Origin of the sequence: uncultured Pseudokineococcus sp. (genome assembly GCF_947499845.1) — a bacterium.
Classification (GTDB): domain Bacteria; phylum Actinomycetota; class Actinomycetes; order Actinomycetales; family Quadrisphaeraceae; genus Pseudokineococcus.
Genome location: NZ_CANMPM010000003.1, coordinates 233,928 through 247,982 on the forward strand (window position 1 = coordinate 233,928; position 14,055 = coordinate 247,982).

Here is a 14,055-nt window from a genome sequence, read left to right on the forward strand (position 1 = left end):
CATCGGTGCGACGGGCGTGGTGCTGAGGCTCTCCGGGGGAGGAGATCCGCGGGAGAGAGGTCAGAGCGCCTCGTCGACGAGCCGCGCGCGGGAGCCCGCGTCGGCCGCGCCGGAGCGGTGCCCGCCGCGCGGGCCGTAGGTCTGCACGGGGACGACGGGGGTGCCCGGGCCGACCTCGCCGAGGGAGGCCATGGCCTCGTCGAGCGCCCGGCGCCCGGAGGCGAGGACGTCGCGGTTGGCCGCCGCGGTGGCGCTGATCTCGCTCGTGAGGACGAGGAAGGCGTCGCGGTGCGCGCCGAGGACCTCGTCCCAGGGGGCGTCGACGGCCTCGGCGAGCTGGCGCAGGCCGGCGCCGGCGTCGACGCCGACCTCGGCGGCCACCGCCTGCACGTGCACGGCGCGCTCGAGCTCGGCGGCGCGGACCTGGTCGAGGACCACCTCCACCTCGCGGGTGGCGTGGGCGAGCCAGCGCGTGCGCCCGCTGGAGAGCACGAGCTGCTCCTCCTCCAGCTTGAAGAGCAGGAGCTCGAGCACCTCCCGCTCCCGCCACAGCACGTTCGACAGCTCTGCCAGGCCCATGACGGTCCTCTCCTCGGTGGTCCGCCCCGGTGGTGGTCCGGGGGCGTCCTGCTCCTGCGGCGGCCGGGCGGCCGGCAGGTGGTCCGGTGCGCCCATCGGCGGTGCGCCGCCACGGCTGAGCGGTCCGGGGCGGCGGGAGGCGGGGAGGGGGCGTCCGACCGGGTGGTCCGGGGCGACGCCGTGACCCGTCCGGGCTCAAGGCCCTCAGCCGCCGGGACGAGGACTGCAGCGTGATGATCCCGACGCAGCGCACGGCCGAGCCCGCCGCCCCGCGCACCGCGCGCGCCGCGACCGCTCCCCGCAGCGCCTCCCCCCGCACCTCCCGCCGTGACGCGGCCGCCGTCGAGGCGCTCGTCACCGCCCACCTGCCGCTCGTCGGCCACGTGGTCCGGGAGGTCGCCATGCGCCTGCCCGCCCACGTCGACTCCGGCGACCTCGCCGGCGCCGGTGCCGCCGGGCTGCTGCAGGCCGCGCGCGGGTACGACGAGGAGACCGGCGTCCCCTTCACGCGGTACGCGAGCACCCGCATCCGCGGGGCCGTGCTCGACGAGCTGCGGGTCATGGACCTCGTGAGCCGCGGCGTCCGCTCGCGCGGCCGGGAGATGCACGGCGTCGAGGACTCCCTCACGGCCACCCTCGGCCGCCGGCCCACCCGCGAGGAGCTGGCGGGGGCCATGGGCGTCGGGACCGCCGAGGTCGACCGCCGCCGGGCCGAGTCCGGCGTGACCGTCTCCAGCCTCGACGCCCCGGTCGCGGGCTCGGGCGACGGCGGCGAGGCGCTCGCCCGCACGTGGGCCGAGGGCCTGGCCGACGAGCGGCCCGGTCCCGAGGAGCTGGCGCTGCGCGCCGAGCGCATGCGCGTCATGGGCGCCGGCGTCGCCGCGCTGCCCGAGCGGCTGCGCCGCGTCGTCGTCGGCACCTTCCTCGAGCAGCGCCCGCTGGCCGAGGTCGCCGAGGAGCTCGGCGTCACGGAGTCGCGCGTGAGCCAGCTGCGCACCGAGGCGCTCGGCCTCCTGCGCGCCGGCATGGAGGCCGTGCTCGAGCCCCAGCGACCGGCCGAGGCCCCTGTGGGCGTCGCGGCCCGTCGCCGCGAGGCCTTCTACGCCGACGTCGCCCTGCACGCCGCCGCGGCGGGCGTCGGCAGCGCCGCCCGCTCCGCGCAGGCCCGCGAGGAGCTGGCCTCCCGCGCCGCGGCGCCCGCGCGGACGGCCGCCTCCGCGGCCGCGGTCGCGGCAGCCGCCGCCGTGCCCGCGCAGCGCCAGGCCGTGCGGCCGGCGCCGTGGGTGACGCGCCAGGCCCTGCCGGCCTGACCCGCCTCGCCGCGCGCTCGGCCGTTTACCCGGTCGGGTCAGTGGCGAACAGACCCCTCAAGCCTCCGTCGTGGGGGCCGATGAGGAGGCGGAGCCACCACGGACGGGGGCTCTCCGACCACCACCTGCTCCACCTCACGGAAGAGGACTCCAGTCATGGGTTTCCAGATCAACAACAACGTCGCCGCGTTCAACGCCTACCGGAACCTGTCGGTCACGCAGAACTCGGTGTCCAGCTCCCTCGAGAAGCTGTCCTCGGGTCTCCGCATCAACCGCGCGGCGGACGACGCGGCCGGCCTGGCGATCTCCGAGGGCCTGCGCTCGCAGGTCGGTGGCCTCAAGGTCGCCGTCCGCAACGCCCAGGACGGCATCAGCGTCGTCCAGACCGCCGAGGGTGCGCTGTCCACCAGCACCTCGATCCTGCAGCGCATGCGCGACCTCACCGTGCAGTCGGCCAACAGCGGTGGCCTCAACGCCTCCGCCAAGGGCAACATCCAGAAGGAGGTCGACCAGCTCGCCGAGGAGCTCACCCGCATCTCGACGACGACCAAGTTCAACGGCAAGAACCTGCTGGACGGCACCTACAACGGCGCCTTCCAGGTGGGCGCCAACGGCGGCGAGCAGATCGCCGTCCGCATCACCGCCAACGCCGACCCCGCCACGAACACGGCGCTCAGCGCTGCGGGCCTCGGGGTGGGCGCGCTCAACGTCACGACGGACGCCGGCTCCACCGCGGCGCTCACGGCCATCGACGCGGCCATCGGCACGGTCTCGACGACGCGGGCGGACCTGGGTGCGAAGCAGAACCGGCTCGAGATGACGATCAAGAACCTCAACGTCTCGGTCGAGAACCTCTCGGCGTCGGAGAGCCGGATCCGCGACACCGACATGGCCGCGGAGATGGTGTCCTTCACGAAGTCCCAGATCCTGTCCCAGGCGGGCACGGCGATGCTGGCCCAGGCCAACCAGATGGGCCAGGGCGTCCTGTCCCTGCTCCGCTGAGCGCGGCGGGCGCGAGCCCGCCAGCCAGCACGAGCAGCGCCTCAGCAGCACCCGCAGCGGCGGTCCCGAGCGAGCTCGGGGCCGCCGCTGCGGCGTCCTGCGGGGCCGTCCGGGTGACGGCCGCGGCCTCCTCGTCAGGCGCCGGGCCGACGGGTCGATGAGGAGGGGGAGCCACCACGGACGGGGGCTCGACCACCATCAGCTCCACCTCACGGAAGAGGCACACCTCATGGGTTTCCAGATCAACAACAACGTCGCCGCGTTCAACGCGTACCGGAACCTGTCGGTCACGCAGAACTCGGTCAGCAGCTCCCTCGAGAAGCTCTCCAGCGGCCTGCGGATCAACCGCGCGGCGGACGACGCGGCCGGCCTGGCGATCAGCGAGGGCCTGCGCAGCCAGGTCGGTGGCCTCAAGGTCGCCGTCCGCAACGCCCAGGACGGCATCAGCGTCGTCCAGACCGCCGAGGGCGCCCTGTCGACCTCCACCTCGATCCTGCAGCGCATGCGCGACCTGTCGGTCCAGGCCGCGAACGACGGTGGCCTCAACGCCTCCGCCAAGGGGAACATCCAGAAGGAGTTCAACCAGCTCTCCGAGGAGCTCACCCGGATCGCCGACACCACCCAGTTCAACGGCAAGAAGCTGCTGGACGGCACCTACAACGGCGCCTTCCAGGTCGGGGCCAACGGCGGCGAGCAGATCTCCGTGACGATCACCTCGGGCGGCACGCCCGCCGGCCTCGGCGCGGTCGGGCTCGGTGTCGCGACCGCCGGTGCCACCCCCGGGACGGACCCCGACGTCCCGCTCGTGGTCGACGCCGCGGGCACCCTCGCGACGATCGACGCGGCCATCGGCAAGGTGTCGACGGCGCGGGCGGACCTGGGTGCGAAGCAGAACCGGCTCGAGATGACGATCAAGAACCTCAACGTCTCGGTCGAGAACCTGTCCGCCTCGGAGAGCCGGATCCGCGACACCGACATGGCCGCGGAGATGGTCTCGTTCACGAAGTCCCAGATCCTGTCCCAGGCCGGCACGGCGATGCTGGCCCAGGCCAACCAGATGGGCCAGGGCGTCCTGTCCCTGCTCCGCTGAGCACGGCGGGCGCGAGCCCGCGAGTGCCCAGCACCACCAGCACGACCAGCAGCACCCGCAGCGGCGGTCCCGAGCGAGCTCGGGCCGCCGCTTCGGCGTCCCCGGGCACCGTTCGGGTGACGTCGGGGGAAGCCGGCTCAGGCCCGCGCCCGCGCGGCCGATGACAGGAGCACGCCCCCACGGACGGGGGCGCGACCACCACCGCACCACCTCACGGAAGAGGCACACCTCATGGGTTTCCAGATCAACAACAACGTCGCCGCGTTCAACGCCTACCGGAACCTGTCGGTCACGCAGAACTCGGTCAGCAGCTCCCTCGAGAAGCTCTCCAGCGGCCTCCGGATCAACCGCGCCGCCGACGACGCGGCCGGCCTGGCCATCAGCGAGGGCCTGCGCAGCCAGGTCGGTGGCCTCAAGGTCGCCGTCCGCAACGCCCAGGACGGCATCTCCGTCGTCCAGACCGCCGAGGGCGCCCTCGGCACCAGCACCGCCATCCTGCAGCGCATGCGCGACCTGTCCGTCCAGGCCGCGAACGACGGTGGCCTCAACGCCTCCGCCAAGACCAACATCCAGAAGGAGATCACGCAGCTGAACGAGGAGCTGACGCGCATCTCCGACACCACGCAGTTCAACGGCAAGGCGCTGCTGACCGGCGGCTACACCGGCGCCTTCCAGGTCGGGGCCAACGGCGGCGAGCAGATCTCCGTCGCCATCACGACCGACATGGACGCCGCCGGTCTCGGCACCAGCGTCATCGACGTCACCGCCGCCTCGACGCCCAGCACGCGCGACGGCAACGGCGTCATCACCGCCTACGGCACCGGCGCGCAGGGCGCCATCGACCGCATCGACACGGCCATCAGCACTGTCTCGACGGCGCGGGCGGACCTGGGTGCGAAGCAGAACCGGCTCGAGATGACGATCAAGAACCTCAACGTCTCGGTCGAGAACCTCTCGGCGTCGGAGTCGCGCATCCGCGACACCGACATGGCGCAGGAGATGGTGTCCTTCACCAAGTCCCAGATCCTGTCCCAGGCCGGCACGGCGATGCTCGCCCAGGCCAACCAGATGGGCCAGGGCGTCCTGTCCCTGCTCCGCTGAGCACGGCGGGCGTCAGCCCGCACGCACGACCAGCAGCACCCGCAACGGCGGTCCCGAGCCCAGGCCCGGGGCCGCCGCTGCGGCGTCCCCGGGCGACTCGTCCGGGTGACGACAGGGGGAGCCCGCTCAGGTCCCCGCCCGCTCGGCCGATGACACGAGCACGCCCCCACGGACGGGGGCCGTCCGACGCACGACCCTCAGGGAAGAGAGACAGTCATGGGTTTCCAGATCAACAACAACGTCGCCGCGTTCAACGCCTACCGGAACCTGTCGGTCACGCAGAACTCGGTGTCCAGCTCCCTCGAGAAGCTGTCCAGCGGCCTGCGGATCAACCGCGCGGCGGACGACGCGGCCGGCCTGGCGATCTCCGAGGGCCTGCGCTCGCAGGTCGGTGGCCTCAAGGTCGCCGTCCGCAACGCCCAGGACGGCATCAGCGTCGTCCAGACCGCCGAGGGTGCGCTGTCCACCAGCACCTCGATCCTGCAGCGCATGCGCGACCTGTCGGTCCAGGCCGCGAACGACGGTGGCCTCAACGCCTCCGCCAAGGGCAACATCCAGAAGGAGATCGTCCAGCTGCGCGAGGAGCTCACCCGGATCTCCGACACCACCCAGTTCAACGGCAAGAAGCTGCTGGACGGCACGTACAACGGCGCCTTCCAGGTCGGGGCCAACGGCGGCGAGCAGATCGCCGTCGCCATCGGCACCGACATGGACGCCACCGGCCTCGGCCTCAACACCATCGACGTCACGACCCCCGCAGCGGCGGGCCCGCCCGCGGTGCCGTCGGGTGCCCAGTCGGCGATCGCCCTCATCGACACGGCGATCGGCACCGTCTCGACGGCGCGGGCGGACCTGGGTGCGAAGCAGAACCGGCTCGAGATGACGATCAAGAACCTCAACGTCTCGGTCGAGAACCTCTCGGCGTCGGAGAGCCGGATCCGCGACACCGACATGGCCGCGGAGATGGTGTCCTTCACGAAGTCCCAGATCCTGTCCCAGGCCGGCACGGCGATGCTGGCCCAGGCCAACCAGATGGGCCAGGGCGTCCTGTCCCTGCTCCGCTGAGCACGGCGGGCGTCAGCCCGCACGCACGACCAGCAGCACCCGCAACGGCGGTCCCGAGCGAGCTCGGGGCCGCCGTTGCGACGTCCGGGGGATCTGCTCACCCGGACGGCGCCCCGCCCGGTGCGGCGGGCTCAGCTCCCGCCTCCCGGCGCCGATGCACAGACCACAGCAGTCCTCCGACACCGGCGGGGGAGCCGCACCACCCCAGACCGAGGAGATGGACATGGCCGGAGGGCTCTCGATCGGAGGCCTGTCGAGCGGCCTCGACACCAAGAGCATCGTCAGCGCGCTCATGGCCGTCGAGTCGGCGTCGCAGACGAAGCTCAAGCAGCAGCTCAGCGCCGCGGAGAAGCAGGTCTCGGCGTTCCAGTCCATCAACACGCGGCTGTCCTCCATCGCCACGATGGCCGCGAAGGTCCTCCCGACCACGACGGCCGGCACGCCGGCGCCGGGGGCGGCATGGACGGCGACGACGGCCCGCTCCTCGTCGCCGGACGTGACCGCGACCGGCATCGCCTCCGCCGACAGCCGTCCCGGCTCGGTGAGCTTCTCCGTCAACCACCTCGCCGCCGCCCACTCCGTCGTGACGGGGGCGGACGTCGCCGCCGACGCCACCGTGGTCGACGGCCCGCCGTACGAGGTCGCCATCGAGTTCCCCAGCAAGGGGACCGACGCGGTGCGGCTCCTCGTCGGGGGCAACGGCACCGTCAGCGACGTGGCCGCGGCCATCAACGGCGACTCGTCGCTGGGGATGCGCGCCACCGTGCTGCAGGTCTCGCCGGGCCAGTACCGGCTGCAGGTGTCCAGCACCACGACGGGCGAGGCCGGTCGCTTCGAGCTGTCGGGCGTCGACCCCGCCCTGGGGGAGGAGGTCGTCCTCGCCGAGGGCCGCGACGCGCAGATCGACCTCGGTGGCGGCTTCGTGCTGTCGTCGGCGACGGGCACCTTCGACGGGCTGCTGCCCGGCGCCACCATCACGCCCACGAAGGCGACGGGCGAGCTCGTCACCGTTTCCGTCGAGCGGGACCGCTCGTCGGCGGCCACGGCGACGAAGAGCCTCGTCGACTCGGTCAACATCGCGCTGCAGGAGATGCGCAGCCAGAGCGCGGCGACCCCGGGCTCCGGCGGCAGCGCGAGCACCACCGGCCCGCTCGCGGGTGACAGCGTGGTGCGCTCGACGGTGCAGAACCTGATGTCCGCCGTCACGGCGAGCGGCGTGTCCCCCTCCGAGGCCGGCATCGAGCTGAGCCGGGACGGGACCCTCAGCTTCGACCAGGCGAAGTTCGACGCGCTGGCCGCCTCGGACCCGCAGAGGGCGGAGTCGATCGTCACGGGCCTCGCCGAGCGGCTGGCCGCCGTGGCGAAGCAGGCGAGCGACCCCACCACCGGCTCGGTGACCACGGCCATCACCGGCCGCCGCGGCACCGCGAGCGACCTGACCGAGCAGATCTCGCGCTGGGACGACCGGCTCGCGCTCCGGCAGGCGACGCTCGACCGGCAGTTCGCCGCGCTCGAGACGGCCCTCTCCGGGCTGAACTCCCAGGGGGGCTACCTCGCCAGCCAGATCGCCGGCCTGCCCAGCTGGAGCTGACCTCCGGGCACCGCGCCGGGAGGCGCCCTGCCCGGCGGGGCGCCGCCCCCGGGGCCCGCGGGCCCGACCTCGCCGGCGCGCCGCCGGCACCGCGCCGGTGACCGCGCCCCGCGCCACCGCAGACCACCTCCGACCTCCGCCGACCGGTGGGGGACGGGAACGACGAGAGGGACCTCCCGTGCACAACCCCGCCGCCGCGCGCGCCCGCTTCCTCGCCGACGCCGTGGCTACGGCCTCGCCGGCCAAGCTGCTGACGATGCTCTACGACCGGCTCGTGCTCGACCTCTCGCGCGCCGAGCGCGCGCAGGCCGCCGGGGACCGCGCCGGCGCCAACGTGCAGCTGCAGCACGCCCAGGACGTCGTCACCGAGCTGCACGGCTCCCTCGACACCACGGGCGCCTCCGGGTGGGCCGGAGCCGCCGGTCTGGCGAGCCTCTACACCTTCCTCGCCTCCGAGCTCGTCGAGGCGAACATCAGTGGCGACGTCGCCCGCACGGCCGCCTGCCGCGGGCTCGTCGAGCCGCTGCGCGACGCCTGGCACGAGGCCGCCCAGGCCGTCGCCCAGCAGTCCGCTCCCGCCGCCCAGGCCGCTCCCGCCCTGCCCTCCCAGCGCACCGGTGCGGTGGACGTCGCCGCCGGCGGCCTGCTCTCGGTCAGCGCCTGACCCCGGTGGCGGACACGAGCAGCCGGCGCAGGGGGCTCCTCCCCGCGCTGCGGGCACGGCAGGAGCGTCGCGCCGCCGTGCCCGCACCCCGGGACGGCCGCTCGGACGGGCGCCCGGCGCCGCGGCTCGACGGCGACCGCGCTCCGGTCGTCGACGCCACCGCGCCCGTCGGGGACGACGACCGCGGGCGCGCCTTCCACGCGCAGTGGGAGGCGGCGCTGGGCGACCTCGAGCTCGAGGTCGCCGCCGCCGAGGACCTCCTCGCCCGGCTGCACCACCAGGCCGAGGCCCCGCCGGCGACCCCGCGCCGCCCCTGGGCGCCGCCCGTCGGGCTCGGCCCCCTGCCCGCGCCCCTGGCCGACCGCGCCCGCGCCCTCGCCGAGCGGCAGGCGCGCACCGCCGAGGCCCTCGGGCGCGCCATCGTCCTCAACCGGCGCCAGGCCCGCGCCGTCGACGCCCTGGCCGACGCCCGCGAGACCCGCCGCGACGGCGAGCAGGCGCTCTACCTCGACGTCGCCCTCTAGCCCAGCCTCTCGTCCGGCCTCCCGGCTGGCGCCACCGCCCCGCGCTCGACGACGAGACGCGGGGCCTTCGCGCGTCGCCACCCGGCCCCGCGACGTCGTCACCCGCCCAGCCCCCTCGGACGGCGACGTGTGGCCATGTCGCCCTGGAGACAGGCGCCTTCGGGGCGACATGGCCACACGTCGCCGTCCGAGGGCGGTCGCGGGGGCGACATGGCCGCACATCGCCCCTCCGGGGGGCGGACGGCGACAGCGGCTGCCGCACACCGCACCCGACGCCGCCGGCGGCGGAGGCGCGCCGGGGCGTCACCCCTCCGGCGCATCGCGTGATCACCCTCCCGGCCCTGCGCTCAAGGGAACCACCCGTGCGGCCGAAGCCCCCTGTGAGCCAAGGAAGGGCTCACCCCCCCGGCCACGGACTGGCCGTCGCACCACCTCCCGGCCGCGCCGGGGGGACGAGCCGAAGGCAGGGCACGCCGGTGTTCGCAGACGTGACGAGCGTGGCGCTCAGGGTCGCCATGGACGGGTTGTCGGCCCGCCAGCGGGCCATCGCCGACAACGTGGCCAACATCGACACCCCCAGCTTCCTCGCCGGCCGGGTCCAGTTCGAGGACTCGCTGCGCGACGCCGTGCGGTCGGGCGAGACCCGCCGCGTGGCCTCCACGGGCCACACCACCGCGCGCTCCCTCGAGCCGACGCGCGAGGACGGCAACAACGTCAACCTCGACACCGAGACCATCAACAACACCGACACGGTGCTGCGCTACCAGCTCGTCACGCAGGCCGTGACGGACCGGATGTCGCTGCTGCGCACCTCGATGCGGACCCAGTGAGGCTCCCGTGACCATCTTCCAGGCCATCGGCATCGCGGGCACCGGCGCCACCGTGCACCGCAAGTGGCTCGACGCCATCAGCGACAACATCGCCAACGTCAACACGGCCCGTCCGACGACGGAGGCCGCCTACCAGGAGAAGCGCGTGCTCGCGGAGGCCGTCGACTACGGCACCGGCACCGGGGGCGTCCGGGTGGCGGGCATCGCCGCCGGCTCCTCGCCGGAGGGCCGCCTCGTGTACGAGCCGAACCACCCCTACGCCGACGCGGAGGGCTACGTGCGCTACCCCGACGTCGACCTCAGCAGCCAGATGTCGCAGATGATCATGGCCCAGCGCGGCTACCAGGCGAACCTCGCCGTCGTCGACCGCGCCCGTGAGTCCTACATGGCCGCCCTCCGGATCGGCGGCGGCGCGTGAGCGTCATGGGGGTCGAGGCGATCGGCTCCGTCGGCGTCCGCGGCGTCGCGCCGAGCCTGCCGTCGCTGCCGACGGGCTCCGTCGCCCCGGCCGGCCTCGTGGAGCAGCCCTCGAGCAGCGCCGACGTCACCCGCGCCTTCGGCGCGGCCATGGCCCAGGGCCTGCAGACCGTGCAGTCGATGGAGGCCACCGCCGACGTCAAGGCCGTGCAGGCCGCGACGGGTGACCTCACCGACGTCCACGACTACGTCATCGCCGCCAACCAGGCGAAGCTCGCCACCGAGCTCACCGTCGCCGTCCGCAACAAGGCCGTCGAGGCCTTCTCCGAGATCATGAGGTTGCAGGCCTGATGGGTGCCGCCGCGGGAGCCCTCGAGCCCCTCAAGAAGCTGGGGGCGAGCTTCGGCTCGTCCACCGCCGCGCAGAAGGTCGTCGCCGTCGTCGCCGTCGTCGCGCTCGTCGCCGGCGGGGTGCTCTTCTGGCGCTGGGCCAGCGCCCCCACCATGACGCCGCTCTTCACCAACCTGGCGATGGCCGACGCCGGCGCCATCACCGAGCAGCTCGACAGCACGGGGACGCCCTACGAGCTCGCCGACGGCGGCTCCACGGTCCTCGTGCCGCGGGACCGGGTCTACGACCTGCGCCTCGACATGTCCGCCGCGGGCCTGCCCGGCGACGCCGGCACGGGCTACGCGCTCCTCGACGAGCAGGGCGTCACGGCCTCGCAGTTCCAGCAGCGGACGACGTGGCAGCGCGCCCTCGAGGGCGAGCTGTCCACGACCATCGGCTCGATCGCGAGCGTCGAGAGCGCCCGCGTGCAGCTGGCCATCCCCGAGGACGACGTCTTCGCCGACACGGCGGGCACCCCCACGGCGTCCGTCCTCGTCACCACGCGGCCCGGGCAGGAGCTCACGGGCGGCCAGGTGCAGTCGGTCCTCAACCTCGTCTCCTCCAGCGTGGAGGGCATGAAGCCCGAGGACGTGACGATCGTCGACGCCGCCGGGACGCTCCTGTCCGCGGCCGGAGCCGGCGGCGCGGCGGGCGGCATGCGCGACCAGCAGACCACCGACTACGAGAGCCGCGTGCAGGGCGACCTGCAGCAGGTGCTCGACCGGGTGGTCGGCCCGGGCAAGGCCGTCGCGACCGTGACGGCGGACCTCGACTTCGACGACGTCCGCAGCACCGAGGAGGTCTTCACCAACCCCGAGGGCGGCCCCCTGGCGCTCGCCGAGAGCGGCTCCGAGGAGGAGTACACGGGGGCGAGCGGCGCGCTCGTCGGCGGCCAGCTCGGCGGCACGGGGATCTTCGGCCCCGACAACATCGCGGTGCCGACGCAGCAGACCCAGGGCGTCGACGGCGCGGACGCCGGCGGGTACACCAACTCGAGCACCGACCGGACGAACGGCGTCAACAAGACGACGACGCAGACGCAGGCCGCCCCGGGCGGGGTCCGCCGCCAGTCGGTGTCGGTCGTCGTCGACACCGAGGCCTCGCGCACCATCGACCTGCAGCAGCTGCAGGCGGCCGTGAGCGCCGCGGCCGGCATCGACGCGGCCCGCGGCGACGTCCTCAGCGTCTCCCAGATGCCCTTCGACACCGCCGGTGCGGACGCCGCGGCGGAGGCGGCGGCCGCGGCCGACGCGGCGGAGGCCGCGGACGCCCGGACGGCGCTCATCCAGACGGTCGCGGTGCTCGCCGTCGTCCTGCTCCTCCTCGTCGTCGCCGCCATCGCGGCCCTGCGCCGGCGCAAGAAGCGCGGCGAGGAGGAGCCGATCGACCTCGGCCCGATGGAGCCGGTGCCCGCGCCGGCGCCGCCGCCCACCGAGGCGATCGCCGCCGTCCCGGCGCCGCGCCCGGCCCTCGAGCAGGTGGCCAAGCCGCCGGCCGCGGTCGCCCGCGAGCAGGTCGTCGAGCTGGCGGAGAGCTCGCCCGACGACGTGGCCGAGCTCCTCCGCGGCTGGCTGACGGCGGACAAGCGGTGAGCGCCCTCGCCGTCCGGGGGGAGCCCGGGACGCTGACGAGCAGCCAGAAGGCCGCCGTCGTCCTCGTCCAGCTCGGCCGCGAGCACGCCGCCCGCGTCCTGTCGCGGATGGGCCCGGTGGAGGTCGAGGAGCTCGCCGCCGAGATCGCCCAGCTGGGCGCCCTCGACCCGCAGGTCGCCGACGACGTCATCACCGAGTTCCGCGAGATGGCGCAGACGGGCGGCTTCCAGGTCACCCGCGGCGGCGTCGCCGTCGCCCGCTCCTTCCTCGAGGCGACGCTCGGCAGCACCCGCGCCGACGACGTCATGGAGCGCGTCGCGATCGCGACCCCCGGCAAGGTCTTCGAGTTCCTCCTCGAGATGGACCCCCGCCAGATCCTCAGCTTCCTCACCGGCGAGCACCCGCAGACGACGGCCCTCGTGCTGGCGCACCTGCAGCCGGTCCAGGCGGCCACCGTCCTCGCCGGCCTGCCGGGCGAGATCCAGACGGAGGTGGCGCACCGCATCGCGGTCATGGACCGCCCCGACCCCGACCTCGTGCAGCTCGTCGCCGAGGACCTGTCCCGCCGCAGCTCGACGATCATCCCGGCGGCCGCCTCCACGGCGCCCGTCGGCGGCCTCCAGCCGCTCGTCGACGTCCTCGCCCGGGCCGACCCGGCCACCGAGAAGCTCGTCCTCGAGGGCCTCGACACCGTCGACGCCGAGCTCGCCGAGCAGGTGCGCCAGCGGATGTTCGTCTTCGACGACATCACCGGCCTCGAGGACAAGGCGGTCCAGCTCCTGGCCCGCCAGGTCGAGACGGCCGTGCTCGCTCTCGCCCTCAAGGGCACGGCGGACGCGACGCGCGACAAGGTCCTGTCCAACGTCTCCGAGCGGGCCCGCGAGAACCTCCTCGAGGAGATCGACCTGCTCGGCGCCGTCCGGCTCTCCGACGTCGAGGAGGCCCGCGGCTCGGTCGTCGCCGTCATCCGCGGCCTCGAGGCTTCAGGCGAGATCGTCCTGCGCCGAGAAGGTGCTGATGAGTACGTCTCCTGAGGTCCTCGTGCCGGCGCCGCGCGCGCACCACCCGTCCGGGTCAGACCCCGTCACCCGACCGGCCGCTGCTGCGTCCCACCGACCCGCCGCTGCTGCGTCCCACCGACCCGCCGCTGCTGCGTCCCACCGACCCGCCGCTGCTGCGTCCCACCGACCCGCCCCCTGGCTCGCCGCCGGCCCCGCCGCCCCCGACGCGGGGCGGGCGGCCGGGTACGCCGCCGGGTACGCGGCGGGCTGGGCGCAGGGCGCGGCGGCGGCGGACGAGCGCGCGCGGGCGGCCCTGGAGGCCGAGACGGCGCGCCGCCTCGAGGCGGAGGAGCGCCGCGAGGCGAGCTCGCGGCTCGCGCTCACGGCGCTGCTGCGCGCCGCCTCCGACCTCGAGGCCCGCGACGCGCCCGCGCTCGCCGACCTCACCGACGCCCTGGCCCGCACGGGCCTCGAGCTGGCCGCGGCCGTCGTCGGCGCCGAGGTGCGCGCCGGCGCCGGCGCCCGCGCGGCGCTGCTGCGCGCGCTGGCGCCCTGCCCGCCCGCGGGCCGGATCACGGTGCACCTGCACCCGGCCGACCTCGTCGAGGTCCGCCGCGCGGGCGACGTCCCGGAGGGCGTGCAGCTCCTCGAGGACCCCGCGCTCGGGCGCGGCGACGCCGTCGCCGAGCACCCCGGAGGCAGCGTCGACGCGCGGCTCGACCAGGCCCTGCAGCGCGCCGCCGACGTCCTGCTCGGCGGCGGCGCGTGAGCGTCCCGGCGAGCCGCGCGGACGACGAGCGCCCGACCTCCCTGGTGGGGCACCGCTGGTCCGCCCCGCTCGCCTCCCCGCCGGCGCAGCGCCGCCCCCCGGTCGAGGAGCCGCCCCGGCCGAGCGCCGT

At 74.8% G+C, this 14,055-nt stretch carries 15 protein-coding genes; 14 read left to right on the plus strand and 1 reads right to left on the minus strand.

All coding sequences use genetic code 11. The annotated features are described in order from the left end of the window. Nucleotides 1-60: 60 nt before the first annotated feature. A complete protein-coding gene (flgN, locus tag Q0789_RS04635; RefSeq protein ID WP_298802609.1) occupies nucleotides 61-579 on the minus strand; it encodes a flagellar export chaperone FlgN in 519 nt (172 codons plus the stop codon). Nucleotides 580-812: 233 nt separating this feature from the next. On the opposite strand from flgN, the gene Q0789_RS04640 reads away from it, so the two are divergent. From Q0789_RS04640 to Q0789_RS04705, 14 genes are all read left to right on the plus strand, one after another. After that, on the plus strand, nucleotides 813-1,889 hold the full coding sequence (locus tag Q0789_RS04640) for a sigma-70 family RNA polymerase sigma factor (protein WP_298802770.1): 1,077 nt from the start codon (nucleotides 813-815) through the stop codon (nucleotides 1,887-1,889). Between the two features lie 156 nt (nucleotides 1,890-2,045). Further along, nucleotides 2,046-2,891, plus strand: a complete 846-nt coding sequence (locus Q0789_RS04645; protein WP_298802611.1) for a flagellin — start codon at nucleotides 2,046-2,048, stop codon at nucleotides 2,889-2,891. A 229-nt stretch (nucleotides 2,892-3,120) separates the two neighbouring features. Then, nucleotides 3,121-3,981 (plus strand): flagellin, encoded by an 861-nt coding sequence (locus Q0789_RS04650; RefSeq protein WP_298802613.1) that lies wholly within the window; start codon nucleotides 3,121-3,123, stop codon nucleotides 3,979-3,981. A gap of 231 nt (nucleotides 3,982-4,212) precedes the next feature. Continuing rightward, nucleotides 4,213-5,082: a flagellin gene (locus Q0789_RS04655; RefSeq protein WP_298802616.1), complete on the plus strand. Its 870-nt coding sequence runs from the start codon at nucleotides 4,213-4,215 to the stop codon at nucleotides 5,080-5,082. 216 nt (nucleotides 5,083-5,298) lie between these two features. Next, nucleotides 5,299-6,147: a flagellin gene (locus Q0789_RS04660; protein WP_298802618.1), complete on the plus strand. Its 849-nt coding sequence runs from the start codon at nucleotides 5,299-5,301 to the stop codon at nucleotides 6,145-6,147. A 223-nt stretch (nucleotides 6,148-6,370) separates the two neighbouring features. Then, nucleotides 6,371-7,738: a flagellar filament capping protein FliD gene (gene fliD, locus Q0789_RS04665; protein WP_298802620.1), complete on the plus strand. Its 1,368-nt coding sequence runs from the start codon at nucleotides 6,371-6,373 to the stop codon at nucleotides 7,736-7,738. A 178-nt stretch (nucleotides 7,739-7,916) separates the two neighbouring features. Continuing rightward, entirely contained in the window at nucleotides 7,917-8,402 is a 486-nt protein-coding gene (gene fliS / locus Q0789_RS04670) for a flagellar export chaperone FliS (protein WP_298802622.1), read from the plus strand. A gap of 77 nt (nucleotides 8,403-8,479) precedes the next feature. Then, a complete protein-coding gene (locus Q0789_RS04675) occupies nucleotides 8,480-8,926 on the plus strand; it encodes a hypothetical protein (RefSeq protein ID WP_298802624.1) in 447 nt (148 codons plus the stop codon). Nucleotides 8,927-9,441: 515 nt separating this feature from the next. Next, a complete protein-coding gene (gene flgB / locus Q0789_RS04680; RefSeq protein WP_363325924.1) occupies nucleotides 9,442-9,756 on the plus strand; it encodes a flagellar basal body rod protein FlgB in 315 nt (104 codons plus the stop codon). A 7-nt stretch (nucleotides 9,757-9,763) separates the two neighbouring features. Continuing rightward, on the plus strand, nucleotides 9,764-10,174 hold the full coding sequence (locus Q0789_RS04685; protein WP_171203826.1) for a flagellar basal body rod C-terminal domain-containing protein: 411 nt from the start codon (nucleotides 9,764-9,766) through the stop codon (nucleotides 10,172-10,174). Between the two features lie 5 nt (nucleotides 10,175-10,179). After that, on the plus strand, nucleotides 10,180-10,524 hold the full coding sequence (locus Q0789_RS04690; protein WP_171203829.1) for a flagellar hook-basal body complex protein FliE: 345 nt from the start codon (nucleotides 10,180-10,182) through the stop codon (nucleotides 10,522-10,524). Further along, nucleotides 10,524-12,155: a flagellar basal-body MS-ring/collar protein FliF gene (fliF, locus tag Q0789_RS04695; protein ID WP_298802629.1), complete on the plus strand. Its 1,632-nt coding sequence runs from the start codon at nucleotides 10,524-10,526 to the stop codon at nucleotides 12,153-12,155. Before Q0789_RS04690 ends, fliF begins: the two co-directional genes overlap by 1 nt. Beyond that, entirely contained in the window at nucleotides 12,152-13,189 is a 1,038-nt protein-coding gene (fliG, locus tag Q0789_RS04700) for a flagellar motor switch protein FliG (protein ID WP_298802631.1), read from the plus strand. Before fliF ends, fliG begins: the two co-directional genes overlap by 4 nt. After that, nucleotides 13,173-13,925, plus strand: a complete 753-nt coding sequence (locus Q0789_RS04705; protein ID WP_298802632.1) for a FliH/SctL family protein — start codon at nucleotides 13,173-13,175, stop codon at nucleotides 13,923-13,925. The genes fliG and Q0789_RS04705 overlap by 17 nt, the downstream gene beginning before the upstream one ends. Nucleotides 13,926-14,055: the final 130 nt, after the last annotated feature.

What these genes read in the sequence shown, in the direction of transcription:
- flgN (WP_298802609.1), bottom strand. Translation starts at nt 579, where the DNA reads ATGGGCCTGGCAGAGCTGTCGAACGTGCTGTGGCGGGAGCGGGAGGTG.
- Q0789_RS04640 (WP_298802770.1), top strand. Translation starts at nt 813, where the DNA reads ATGATCCCGACGCAGCGCACGGCCGAGCCCGCCGCCCCGCGCACCGCG.
- Q0789_RS04645 (WP_298802611.1), top strand. Translation starts at nt 2,046, where the DNA reads ATGGGTTTCCAGATCAACAACAACGTCGCCGCGTTCAACGCCTACCGG.
- Q0789_RS04650 (WP_298802613.1), top strand. Translation starts at nt 3,121, where the DNA reads ATGGGTTTCCAGATCAACAACAACGTCGCCGCGTTCAACGCGTACCGG.
- Q0789_RS04655 (WP_298802616.1), top strand. Translation starts at nt 4,213, where the DNA reads ATGGGTTTCCAGATCAACAACAACGTCGCCGCGTTCAACGCCTACCGG.
- Q0789_RS04660 (WP_298802618.1), top strand. Translation starts at nt 5,299, where the DNA reads ATGGGTTTCCAGATCAACAACAACGTCGCCGCGTTCAACGCCTACCGG.
- fliD (WP_298802620.1), top strand. Translation starts at nt 6,371, where the DNA reads ATGGCCGGAGGGCTCTCGATCGGAGGCCTGTCGAGCGGCCTCGACACC.
- flgB (WP_363325924.1), top strand. Translation starts at nt 9,442, where the DNA reads ATGGACGGGTTGTCGGCCCGCCAGCGGGCCATCGCCGACAACGTGGCC.
- Q0789_RS04690 (WP_171203829.1), top strand. Translation starts at nt 10,180, where the DNA reads ATGGGGGTCGAGGCGATCGGCTCCGTCGGCGTCCGCGGCGTCGCGCCG.
- fliF (WP_298802629.1), top strand. Translation starts at nt 10,524, where the DNA reads ATGGGTGCCGCCGCGGGAGCCCTCGAGCCCCTCAAGAAGCTGGGGGCG.
- Q0789_RS04705 (WP_298802632.1), top strand. Translation starts at nt 13,173, where the DNA reads ATGAGTACGTCTCCTGAGGTCCTCGTGCCGGCGCCGCGCGCGCACCAC.